General features: G+C 66.9%; 11 protein-coding genes. 4 read left to right on the forward strand and 7 right to left on the reverse strand.

All coding sequences use genetic code 11. The annotated features are described in order from the left end of the window. Positions 1-2,144, forward strand: a 2,144-nt coding sequence (locus tag WBV89_RS13390) for a lysylphosphatidylglycerol synthase transmembrane domain-containing protein (RefSeq protein ID WP_423981851.1), incomplete at its 5' end; no start/stop codon positions are given. 44 nt (positions 2,145-2,188) lie between these two features. Here WBV89_RS13390 and WBV89_RS13395 read toward each other — a convergent pair. From WBV89_RS13395 to WBV89_RS13410, 4 genes are all read right to left on the reverse strand, one after another. Next, the gene (locus tag WBV89_RS13395) at positions 2,189-2,863 is read right to left on the reverse strand and encodes a DUF305 domain-containing protein (RefSeq protein WP_423981852.1); all 675 of its coding nucleotides are present in this window, start codon (positions 2,861-2,863) and stop codon (positions 2,189-2,191) included. A gap of 4 nt (positions 2,864-2,867) precedes the next feature. Continuing rightward, entirely contained in the window at positions 2,868-3,854 is a 987-nt protein-coding gene (locus WBV89_RS13400) for a YHYH protein (RefSeq protein WP_423981853.1), read from the reverse strand. 108 nt (positions 3,855-3,962) lie between these two features. Then, positions 3,963-5,516, reverse strand: a complete 1,554-nt coding sequence (locus WBV89_RS13405) for an AMP-binding protein (RefSeq protein WP_423981854.1) — start codon at positions 5,514-5,516, stop codon at positions 3,963-3,965. Further along, positions 5,513-6,454: a sterol desaturase family protein gene (locus WBV89_RS13410; protein ID WP_423981855.1), complete on the reverse strand. Its 942-nt coding sequence runs from the start codon at positions 6,452-6,454 to the stop codon at positions 5,513-5,515. Before WBV89_RS13410 ends, WBV89_RS13405 begins: the two co-directional genes overlap by 4 nt. A 131-nt stretch (positions 6,455-6,585) precedes the next feature. Here WBV89_RS13410 and WBV89_RS13415 point away from each other — a divergent pair, with 131 nt between their 5' ends. Then, complete coding sequence (locus tag WBV89_RS13415) at positions 6,586-7,359, forward strand: SDR family NAD(P)-dependent oxidoreductase (RefSeq protein WP_423981856.1); 774 nt, start codon at positions 6,586-6,588, stop codon at positions 7,357-7,359. Between the two features lie 238 nt (positions 7,360-7,597). Here the strand turns inward: WBV89_RS13415 and WBV89_RS13420 are convergent, their stop codons facing one another. The 3 genes from WBV89_RS13420 to WBV89_RS13430 form a co-directional block, all read right to left on the reverse strand. Next, positions 7,598-7,978, reverse strand: a complete 381-nt coding sequence (locus tag WBV89_RS13420) for a hypothetical protein (protein ID WP_423981857.1) — start codon at positions 7,976-7,978, stop codon at positions 7,598-7,600. A gap of 163 nt (positions 7,979-8,141) precedes the next feature. After that, positions 8,142-8,654, reverse strand: a complete 513-nt coding sequence (locus tag WBV89_RS13425; protein WP_423981858.1) for a VOC family protein — start codon at positions 8,652-8,654, stop codon at positions 8,142-8,144. 85 nt (positions 8,655-8,739) lie between these two features. Next, a complete protein-coding gene (locus WBV89_RS13430; protein ID WP_423981859.1) occupies positions 8,740-9,990 on the reverse strand; it encodes an acyl-CoA dehydrogenase family protein in 1,251 nt (416 codons plus the stop codon). 68 nt (positions 9,991-10,058) lie between these two features. Here WBV89_RS13430 and WBV89_RS13435 point away from each other — a divergent pair, with 68 nt between their 5' ends. After that, complete coding sequence (locus tag WBV89_RS13435) at positions 10,059-10,787, forward strand: dienelactone hydrolase family protein (RefSeq protein ID WP_423981860.1); 729 nt, start codon at positions 10,059-10,061, stop codon at positions 10,785-10,787. Next, a partial coding sequence (locus WBV89_RS13440) for an enoyl-CoA hydratase/isomerase family protein (protein WP_423981861.1) occupies positions 10,784-11,197 on the forward strand: 414 nt, incomplete at its 3' end. The genes WBV89_RS13435 and WBV89_RS13440, both read left to right, overlap by 4 nt.

Consider the following 11,197-nt stretch of genomic DNA (forward strand, 5'->3'; position numbering starts at 1 on the left):
TCGTCGTCGTGGTCGTCCTGTGGCGGAGGCGCTGGCGGCTGCTGTTGATGCTCTGGCTCGGGTCGGCGGTCGCCAGTACCGTGGTCGCGCTGTTGATCGCGTGGATGGGTGACCGTGCGGTCGTCGCCACGCTCGCGGCACGAACCGCGGGAGGAGCGACGCTCGTCGGCGCCGACTTCCCCACCACCGAGTTCGTCGCGTCGGCCGTCGCGGCCACCGTCATCGGGGCCGCCTCGCTCCCCCGTCGCTGGCGACGGGCCGCGTGGGCCTGGGTCGTCATGCTGATGGTGTTGCGCCTCCTCGGGCCAGGCCAGCCACCGCTCGACGTGTGGATCGCCGCATCGATCGGACTCGTCATCGGATCACTGATCCTGCTGGTGTTCGGGTCGCCGACCCTCGAACCGAGCCCCGAAAAGGTGCTCGCCGCGCTACGCGAGGTCGGACTCGATCCGGTCGAGATCCGCCGCCGGCACGACCTCGGCACGACGAGCATCATCTATGAGACCGACGAGCGAGACGGAACGCACAAGTTCATCAAGATGCGGACGCCGGACGATCGCAGCTGGGACCTCCTGAACCGGTTGTACCGCTCGATCCGCCTCCGCTCGTCGGACGTCGGACGCCCGTACAGCACGCTCAAGCGACGGATCGAACACGAATCACTCGTCACTCGGACCGTTCGCGACGGCGGCACGCTCTGCCCGACCATCGTGGGTGTGGGCGTCGCCGAGAGCGGCGCGTCGTTCCTCGTCGAGGATCGAATCGACGGTCCGCTCCTCAGCGATCTCGACCCGGAAGCGCTCGACGACGCGACCGTCCGGTCGGCATTTCGCGCCGTCCGCTCCGTTCACTCCACACGCACGGCGCATCACCACCTCACGCTCGACAACATGATCCTCGGCCACGACGGAGAGGTGTGGCTCCTCGACTACGACGACGCCGAGGTCGCAGCCGGACAGCGAGCACGTTCGCGTGACGTCGCCGAGGTGCTCGTCGCGTTCGGTCTGGTGGTCGGCCCCGAGCGCAGCGTGCACATCGGCGTCGACGTCCTCGGCAGCGACCAGGTCGCGCTCGCTCTCCCGCTCGTCCAGCCCCTCGCACTGAGCAGGTCGCTGGGCAAGTCGATCAAGAGCGAACGAGATCTCCTCGACCGTCTGCGCCACGAGATGCACGAGGACACCGGAGCCGACGACGTCCCGCTCGAACACCTCGCGCGGATTCAGACGCGCACGCTGCTGATGTTGATGGCCGGTGCCCTCGCGTTCTATTCACTGCTCCCCCAGTTCGGCAACCTCGGCGACACCGTCGACGCATTCGGCGACGCCCGCCTGCCCTGGATTCCGGCGTTGCTCGTGGCCGCGATCCTCTACTTCCCGTTCGCGACGATCTCGTTCCTCGGCTCGGTTGCGCAACCGATGCCCGTGGCCGCCTCCGCACGGAGCCAACTGGCGTCGTCGTTCGCACAACTCGTCGGGCCGGCGAGCGCGGGCAAGATGGCGCTCGCGGGACGCTTTCTGCAGCGCAACGGATTGACCGCACCCGAGGCCAGCGCGTCGGTCGCACTGAACACGATCGCCGGCATCACCACCCACCTCCTCCTGATGGCCGGGTTCTTCGCGTGGGCGGGCGGCGCGGACGTCGGAGGGCTGTCGTTGCCGAGCCTCGGGACCTTGCTCCTCGTCGCGGCGGTCGCGATCGTCGGCATCGGGATCGCTCTGCTGTTCGAGCGCGTCCGCAAATTGGTGATCCGACCGGTGATCGACGGGCTGCGAACCGCAGCGGGCTACGTGGCCCAGATCGGCCGCAGCCCGCTCCGCGTCGTCGGATTGCTCGGAGGATCCGCGCTCATCACGATGAGCTATCTCTTCGCACTGGTCTTCGCCGTCGAGGCGTTCGGCGGCGGCCTCACCGTCGCTCAGATCGGTGCGGCCTACCTCGGCGCCGCTGCGATCGCGAACATCGCCCCGACACCCGGTGGGATCGGCCCGCTCGAGGCGGCGATGATCGCCGCCCTCACCGGGTTCGGGCTCGAAGCGGGCGTCGCCATCTCGGCCGTGCTGACCTTCCGTCTCGCCACGTTCTGGCTCCCGATCGCCCCCGGCTGGGCGACCTTTCTCTGGATGGAACGCCGCGGCGAGATCTGATGCGCGTCGGTGCCAGGCACCAACGCGCATTTTCTGGATCCGGATCAGTCGTCGATGTCGCAGACCCAGGTGTCGGTGTCGAGACTCGCGGGCCGAACCCATCCGTCGATTGCGTAGGTCCCGCCGATCAGCGCGTCGTACTGTGAGATCTCGAACGTCTGCACCTCGGCCTGCGTCGTCGCCAGCCGTCGCACCTTGTCGGTCGAGACGATCGCCGCGGCGTGCTCGGCCATCGAGACTCCGCCGACGTGATGGGCTCGCATCAACTCGAGCCACAACCGCCCGGCCGCAAGCCCATCGGTCGTCGACAGCTCCTGCAGCGCCGCGGCCGACGCGTATCCCTCCATCATCGAGATCGGAACACCGGCGCCGTCGTTTGCGCCCATCCAGCCCATGACCAGCTCGGAGGTGTTCGTGGCCTCGCCCCAGTCGGTCAGCCACGCCCGCATCATCCCGACCTCGATCGCCTGGTTCTGCAGCACCTCGGATGCAGCCGCCTGCACCGGATCGCCGGTGTCGCGTCCGAGTACCCGCTGACACAATGCGAGCGCCTGCACGTGGTGAGCGGCCATGTCGGTGCAGAAACCGATGTCGGCATCACTCGGCGTGACGCCGCTCGCAGTGCTCGGAGCGGCCGACGCGTGGGCGGTGAAACCGATGACGGCACCCGCCGATCCAGCGGCTCCGGCCGTCAGGAGCCGTCGTCTCGAGATCGCCATGACGTCAGCCCTGGGCCGGAGGGGGACCTTGACCATCACCGGGCGGGCCATCGGCCATTCCCACCCCTCCGCCGCCACCGCCGGCACCCGACGCATCGAGGTCGACGACGCCGGTGTAGCAGCCGAGGACGTACGGGAAGGTGTCGGTGGTGTAGTAGGCGTAGTTGCCGTCGGCGTCGGTCAGACCGTTGCACTCGTCGAGGTCACCCGACCCTTCGACGTAGCTGTGTGCGGCCCACGTGTCCGTTGCGAACAGCGACTCGTCGGTCAGTTCCCAGGACGAGGTGTACTGGTCGTTGCCGGTGTAGATCGGATAGCCGTCGAAGGCGTACCCGACGAGTTGCGGCTCGGCGGCGACCTCCTCCGGGGTGAAGAGACAGTCGGTCGTATCGCTCGTGCCGAGCAGATGGATGTGGAACCCTGTCGGTCCGTTGTGGCTTCCGCACTCGCTGAGCGCGCCCTCGAGCGAGAGCACGTCACCGCCGGTGCCCTCGGTCGGGCCGTAGATCGGGACGCCCGTCAGCGACACGGCGACCGTGCCGAGCAGCGGGACCGACGTGACCTCGGAGGCGGCCTCCGGAGAGCTCGGGATGCTGAACACCAGGTCGCTCGCGTCCGGCGTGCCCGGCGAAGTCTGGATGTAGGTGTAGTCGGGGATGCCGTTCGACGAGATCGTGATCGTGTCGCCATCACAGGTGGCGCTCGACTCGGGATCGGCGAGGTCGGCATTGACCGATGGCCCGGCGGCGAACAGAGCAGCCGTGGCTTCGCACGAATCGGCGTCGGACGTCTCGACGGCGGCATCGGTGGCCGCTCTCGCGTCGCTGACTTCGGGGGCGACGGTCGTCTCGTCGGGCACGTCCGCTTCGACCACGTCGCTTGTCTCGATGGCGTCGTCGGTGGTCACCGTCTCCTGGGTGGTGTCGTCGGATGATCCGCAGGCAGCCAGTAGGAGGGCACCCGGGATGAGGATCGGAAGGAACCTGTGCATGCTGGCAAGGTTCACGGCCGGTCCTGCGAGTGCTCTGTGAGCCAAGCGAGAGGTTCCACCGAAAGGAACGTCGGTGCCTGGCACCGATGTGCATTCGGTTCGGGTGCGTTAGTGGGTGCGGAGTTCCTTGCGGAGGATCTTGCCGGCGGCACTCTTCGGGATCGCGTCGATCACCTCGAGCTGCTGGACCTGCTTGTAGCTGACCAGGTGTTCGGCGACGAGCTCCTGGATCTCCTCGAGGGTGACCGTTTCGCCCGGCGCGGCGGTGACGAACACCTTGGGGATCTCACCGGCTTCGTCGTCGGGAACACCGATCACGGCGACGTCGACCACCTTCGGGTGGGTGATGATCAGCGCTTCGAGCTCGGCGGGTGCCACCTGGAAGCCCTTGAACTTGATCAGCTCCTTGAGCCGATCGACGATGGTCATGTGGCCGTGCTCGTCGATGATCGCGACGTCTCCGGTGTGCAGCCAACCGTCGGCGTCGATCGTTGCAGCGGTGGCTTCGTCGTTGTTGAGGTAGCCCTTCATGACCTGGGGGCCGCGCACCCAAAGTTCGCCCCGCTCACCGACGTCGCGGTCTGCGCCGGAAGCGGGGTCGACGATCCGGCTCTCGGTGTTCGACACCGTGACGCCGCTCGTGCCGGCCCGGAAGTCACCCTCGACCGTGCAGTGGCTGACCGGGCTGAGCTCGGTCATCCCGAAGCCTTGGACGACTTCGCAATCGAGTCGTGCGGAAGCTTCGGCCGCGAGTTCGGCTCCGAGCGGGGCCGCACCCGAGAAGATCTGACGGACCGATGACGTGTCGAAGTCGTCGACGATCGGCGCCTTCGCGAGCCCGAGGATGATCGGTGGCACCGCGAAGAACCGGGTGATCTTCAGGTCCTGCACCGCCTGCAACGCCTCGACCATGTCGAACCGCGGCATGGCGACCGTCGTGACACCGTTGGCGATCAGACCGTTCATCAGCACCTGCATGCCGTAGATGTGGAAGAACGGAAGCGCGGCGAGGGCGACCTCGTCGTCGGTGTACTTGATCGCGTGGCGGACCTGTTCGATGTTCGCGACGAGGTTCCGATGGGTGAGCATCACGCCCTTCGGGAGCCCGGTCGTCCCCGACGAATACGGCAGCACCACGGTGTGATCGGCGACGTCGACCGGGACCTGCTCGATCGGGTCACCGAACAGTTCGGCCATCGCCGTCATTCCGCCCGGTGCACCCCCGAGCACGACGAGTTCGGTGACGTCGGTCCCCTCGATCGCGGCCTTCGCCACGTCGATGAAAGGGGTCGCGACGAAGAGCATCGTCGCGCCGGCGTCCTGGAGTTGGTGACGGACCTCTTCGGCTCCGTAGGTCGGATTGATCGTTGTGACCGCAGCACCGGTGACCGCGACCCCGTGGAAGATCACGGCGTACTCGGGCGTGTTCGGCGCCATCAGACCGACGACGCGACCCGGAACGATCCCACGTGCAGCAAGACCTCCTGCGAGCGAATGGATCGCAGACGAGAGTTCGGCGAACGTGTACGAACTGGTCCCCGAAGTATCGCGGATCGCCACGCGGTCGGGAATGTCGGCCGCCATCCGCAACACATGGGCGGTGATCGTGACGTCGGGGATGTCGACGTCGGGCAGCGGGCTGGGGTGGACGATGATGCTCACGAATGGTTCTCCAGGGTTGATTTCTCGGCGGCTCGCCATCCGGGTCGACCGAAGACGTGTCCGAGCTTGTTGCGCAAGCCGCTCGCGCGGCGGACGTCGCGAGCGATGTCGACGAACTCGTGGTAGCCGATCCGGACAGGGCTGTACGTCCCGATGTTCTTCGTGAGGCCGTACTTGATGCGGCGAACTTCGGGTTCGAAGGTCCCGAACAGCTTGTCCCAGACGATCAGGATCCCGCCGTAGTTCTTGTCGAGATACTGCGGGTTCGCTCCGTGATGGACCCGGTGATGGGACGGGGTGTTGAACACGGCCTCGACCGGTGCCGGCAACTTGTCGATCGCCTCGGTGTGGATCCAATACTGGTAGAGCAGGTTGAGTTGCGACGCCTTGGCGACGTGGTGGGCCGGGATCCCGACGAGCGGCATCGGGAGGAACACCCACGAAGTGAGGAAGCCCGACCACGGTTGACGCAGCGCCGTGGACAGGTTGTAGCGCTCGCTCGAATGGTGGCTCACGTGGTTCGCCCAGAGCAGGCGGATCTCGTGCATCCAGCGATGATCCCAGTAGTAGAGGAAGTCCCACGCGACCATCGCGATCGGCAACGACCAGCGGCTCGCCTGGAGGTTCAGGAGCCGCCGCCTGAACACGAACTTCCCGAGCGCTCCGACCGCTCCGGCCATCGCGAGGTTGACCACGATGTTGCCACCGAGCATTGTCAGGCTGGCCCTTGTGTCGTTGCGTTCGTATCCGACTGGGACCAACCGGTCGGCGGGAAGTGACGGGTCCGCGAGTTCGTCCGGTGTCGCCTCGTCGAGGTCGCCCATCACCCGCAATTCACGTCGTGCGAGCACCCGCGACTCCCAGACCATCGTCCCGACGAACAGCGGAAGGGACAACAGGTCGACGGCATCGACCGGACGGGCGGTGAGCTTCTTCATCCGGATCCCAGTGTGTCGCATCATGGCGCCGGCCACACCGCGTGGCTCGGCCCGCGACGCTCGGCCCCGGTGATCGGCCACGAAGGCCACATCACTAGCGTCGGATCTCGAGCACACCGAAGGGACGCGACATGGGGCTTTCTGAACAGTTTCGACTCGATGGGCAGGTGGCCGTCGTGACCGGCGGCGGCCGGGGAATCGGGCGCGGCATCGCGATCGGGCTCGCCGAATGTGGTGCCGATGTCATCCCGATCGCCCGCCGCCAGGCCGACGTCGACGCGGTCGCCGAGGAGATCCGAGACCTCGGTCGACGGTCGATCGGGATCTCTGCGGACGTGATGGACTGGGACTCCATCCCCGCCGCCCTCGATCGGGTCGTCGACGAGTTCGGCCGGCTCGACATCATGGTCAACAACGCCGGCGGAACCCTCGACAACAAGATGTACGCACTGCCCGACATCTCGCTGGAGAAGTTCGACGAACAGCTCGACCTGAACATGAAGACGAAGTGGTGGGGCTCGCAGCAGGCGGCTGCGCGCATGGACGTCGGTGGGCGGATCATCAACATCATCTCGATCGCCGCGCACAAGCCGTCGCCGGGGTTCGGCGTCTACTCGGCGGCGAACATGGGCATGATCTCGATGACCCGCACCCTCGCCGTCGAGCTCGCTCCACAGCAGATCACGGTGAACTGCATCGCTCCGGGCGTGGTCGTCACCGACATGTTCCGCGACACGATGCAGATCAGCGACGCCGATGCCCGCGACCGGTTCGACAAGCTGATTCCGCTCGGACGCACCGGTGAGCCCGTCGACTGCGCCGCTGCCGCCGCCTTCTTCGCCTCCCCCGCAGCGAACTGGATCACCGGCCAGTTCCTCGACGTCGCCGGCGGACAACCCAACTGACCCAGGTGCACGACCCGGCCCGGCCCCTCGCCCGACCCCGGCCTGGGACCCAGCGCTTCCTCGACCCTTGACCCTCGCCCGAAATTTCGGCGGATCGTGACGCCAGTCGTCACGATCCCTCAGAAATTCAGTTCGCTCGTCTGCGCCACGGGAAACTTCGAGAGTTCGTGACGCTCACGGTCCACATCCACCGAAGTTTCCGGTGGGCGGGGTGGCGGATTGAGTGGTGGCGGGTGGTTCAGGGGCTGGCGGGGCCTTGGTGGTCACCGAGGAGGCGGTACCAGCCGGAGCCTCGGACTCGCATCGGCATCCGGCCGAGTCGCTCGCGGGTGGCGAGATGCTTGGCGCGGCCTGCCCAGGCATCTGGATCTGCCTGCCACTCGTTGAGGATCCGTTCGGCCTCGTCGTAGCTCTCGGCCTCGACCTCATAGACCGACATGTACTGCGACGGCGTCTCGATCTCGAGGTGCGGACCGTCGAGTTTGAACACTCGCCCACGGACGAAGATTGGACAATTGGTGGTGTCCTCGATGTGTTCGTCGACGAACCACCGCTCGAAATTGGCGACGTCATCGTCGCTCGTCGGCTCGCACAAACCGATCAACATGAACTGGGGCATCGCAGTCCTTTCCGGGCCGGATCACGTGGACGACAGATGTCCACGACCGAACCTTTCCACTCGACGACGTGGAGCAACGAGGCGCGGCTCGGCTGCGGCCCGACGGTCGAAACGATGCGCAACTCGTGGTCTCACGACGCCCCGGTCTCTCGAGACGACAAGATCATCCGCGGCGGTCGTCGAACAGACTCCGGGGCCAGTACCGCGACGGTGAGACTCCGGACGGTTCGATGAACTCGGTCCGCACCCGGTCGTAGTCGTAGCAGTTGAGTTCGTATCGATTCCCCCACGGGTCGACGAGATCGAATGCCCAGCACAGGTCGAAATCGACGACATCGCCGGCCTGCAGCGGGTCGCCCGACAGCCCGTTGATGTCGCCCGGAAGTGAACGAGCGAACGCGACGAATGCGTCTGCGTCGACGCTGAACGCAACCCCCGTCTCCTGGGCGATCATGGGATGACCCGGGCTGGTCTCGAACAGCGCGAGCATGGTCTCGCCACCATCGGCGGAGATCTGCAGCGGTCCTCCGTCGACGTCGGTTGCCCAGAAGTCGTAGTCGTCGACGGGTTCGAAGCCCAGATGCTGCGCGTACCACTCCATCGCGGCAGCTCGGTCGGGCACGCGAATGTGGACGTGATCGAGTCGGCCCATACGGAACCTGCCTGATTCGGTCATGCTCGAACCCTAGATCGACGGGTGAGATGTCGGGTCGCGCTGCAGCGTCGCCGAGGTCTCTCGACGATCACGAGTTCTCGTCACGTCACCCGGCTCCGCGCACCACGTCGCGGAACGGCACACCCCGGTCGACGGATGGTTCACGCGGCAGCCCGAGCACGTTCTCACCGATGATGTTGTGCTGGATCTCGTCGGTACCACCGGCGATCGATTGCGCCGGCGTCGACACCAGCACCTCGGCGATCACCGAGGCGTCGGCATCTCCATCGACCGCGCTGAGCATCGCGTCGGCACCCGCGATGGCGGCGTGCACGCGTGCGCTCCTGCGAGCGACCTCGCTGGCGGCGAGTTTGCCGAGCGATCCCTCCGGCCCGGGTGGTCGGTCGAGCGATCGTGCAGCGCGCGCCCGCGATGCGGTCCATTCACTCGCTCGCTGGAACGACACGAGCTCGGCGATCACCTGACGCACGAGCGGGTCGGTGGCGCGGCCGTGCCGGACGGCCCGATCGATCACCAGGTCGGCGCGTCCGGCTCGCTGCGGGTACCAGGCGTAGGTCGCGAAGTGCTCCGCGTTCTCGGCCGCCGCCTCCTCCAGCGCTCGACCGACGCCAGGCGGGATCTGCGGTCGCCGCAACGTCGAGAAGGTCCGCTCGTGCATCAGGGTCGTGCGAGCGATTCGCCACCCATCGCCACTGTCGCCGACGAGGTTGGCGGCGGGGATGCGGGCGTCGGTGAGGAACACCTCGTTGAAGGACGAATGGCCGTTCATCTGCAGGATCGGGCGCGCCTCGACGCCCGGCTGCTTCATGGGCAGGACGAAGTAGCTGATGCCCTCGTGCTTCGGCGCGCCCCAGTCGGTTCGAGCAACCAGCATCGCGAAGTCGGCATGGTGCGCGCTGGTGTTCCACACCTTCTGACCGTTGACGATCCATTCGTCACCGTCGCGGACGGCGCTCGTGCGCAGACCAGCGAGGTCCGAACCCGCACCCGGTTCGCTGAACAACTGGGTCCAGGAGACCGCGCCGGTGATCGTGGGCAGCAGCATGCGGTCGTTCAGGTCATCGCTGCCGTGCGTGACCAGGGTCGGGGCAGCCAGGTTCATGCCCGCGCCGAGCGGCGGACCCACGGCACCGGCGTCGCGGATCTCGTCGGCGACGATTCTGTCAGCCCAACTGGCCAGGTCGCGCCCGTGCCAACGGGTCGGCCACGACGGCACGGCCCAGCCCGAACCGGCGAGGAGCTTGCGCCACTCGACGAGCGGACGGTCGGGATCCCACTGCTGGTCGAGCCACGCCCGTACGTCCTCGCTCACATCGGCTTCGGAAACACCACCCATGAGGCGAAACGTATCGACCCCGAGCGTCCGCGTCGCAGCCGTGGGTGACGGTGCCGTAGCGTCGATCCATGGTCGAGTCCGAGGTTCTGATCGAGACGACTGAGGGCCGGATGGGGACGTTCATCGTCCACCCGGACGGTCGCTCAGCTCCGGTCGTCGTGTTCTTGATGGACGCTCCCGGCAAGCGCGACCTGCTGCGGGACATGGCTCGGCGGATCGCGTCGAACGGCTACTCCGTCATGTTGCCGAACCTCTACTACCGCTCGACGCCGGCGTTCGAACTCGACTTCTCGAGCAAGGATTCGTTCCAGCAGATGGTCGCCCTGATGGGCAACCTCGGCAACAAGGCGGTCGCTCGAGACGTCGGTGTGATGCTCGAACACGCCGGCCACCAGGACGCAGCCGACGCGACGCGCGTCGGAGTGGTCGGATACTGCATGAGCGGTCCGTTCGCGATCTGGTCGGCCGCCGAGCATCGCGACGTCGTGCGTGCTGCGGCCTCGTTCTACGGCGTCCGCCTCCACGTCGACGTCGCTGATTCGCCGCACACCCGCCTCGGCGAGATCGACGGGGAGCTCTACGTGGGAGCGGCGGAGCACGACGACTACGTGCCGCTCGACATGGTGGATCGCTTCGAAGCGGCGATGCAGGACACGGACGTCGCGGGGCGCGTCGAGCGGTACTGGGGAAACCATCACGGCTTCGCGTTCGACGACCGGCCCGCGTACGACTCGCGTGCGGACGATCGGCACTGGGCCGCCTTGCTCGACCTGTTCGCCCGGAACCTGCAGACGTGAGCGCGACCTACGTCACGACGACGGTCGGCTCCGACCATGTCGGCGAGATCCGCCTCACCCAGCCTCCGAACAACTTCTTCTCCCTGGCGATGATCGAGGCACTGGCCGACGCACTCGAGGCGCTCGACGAGAACCGGCAGTGCCGGGTCGTGCTGCTGGGAGCGGACGGCAAACACTTCTGTGCGGGGGCCGACTTCTCGTCGCCGACCACGTACGCGACCGCGGACCTGTATGCCGCCGCGACGCGGCTCTTCCGGACGCGCAAGCCGATCGTGGCCGCAGTCCAGGGAGCGTCGATCGGCGGTGGTCTCGGAGTGGCGCTCGCCGCCGACTTCCGCCTGGCGGCGCCGGAGGCGCGATTCAGCGCGAACTTCGCCCGGCTCGGCTTCCACCACGGCTTCGGGTTGAGC

Source organism: Ilumatobacter sp. (assembly GCF_049588435.1).
Taxonomy (GTDB): Bacteria; Actinomycetota; Acidimicrobiia; order Acidimicrobiales; family Ilumatobacteraceae; genus Ilumatobacter_A.

Bases quoted from the DNA above. Each gene is read 5' to 3' on its own strand.
- WBV89_RS13400 (WP_423981853.1), bottom strand. From the start codon at position 3,854: ATGCACAGGTTCCTTCCGATCCTCATCCCGGGTGCCCTCCTACTGGCT.
- WBV89_RS13410 (WP_423981855.1), bottom strand. From the start codon at position 6,454: ATGAAGAAGCTCACCGCCCGTCCGGTCGATGCCGTCGACCTGTTGTCC.
- WBV89_RS13425 (WP_423981858.1), bottom strand. From the start codon at position 8,654: ATGACCGAATCAGGCAGGTTCCGTATGGGCCGACTCGATCACGTCCAC.
- WBV89_RS13435 (WP_423981860.1), top strand. From the start codon at position 10,059: ATGGTCGAGTCCGAGGTTCTGATCGAGACGACTGAGGGCCGGATGGGG.
- WBV89_RS13395 (WP_423981852.1), bottom strand. From the start codon at position 2,863: ATGGCGATCTCGAGACGACGGCTCCTGACGGCCGGAGCCGCTGGATCG.
- WBV89_RS13430 (WP_423981859.1), bottom strand. From the start codon at position 9,990: ATGGGTGGTGTTTCCGAAGCCGATGTGAGCGAGGACGTACGGGCGTGG.
- WBV89_RS13420 (WP_423981857.1), bottom strand. From the start codon at position 7,978: ATGCCCCAGTTCATGTTGATCGGTTTGTGCGAGCCGACGAGCGACGAT.
- WBV89_RS13415 (WP_423981856.1), top strand. From the start codon at position 6,586: ATGGGGCTTTCTGAACAGTTTCGACTCGATGGGCAGGTGGCCGTCGTG.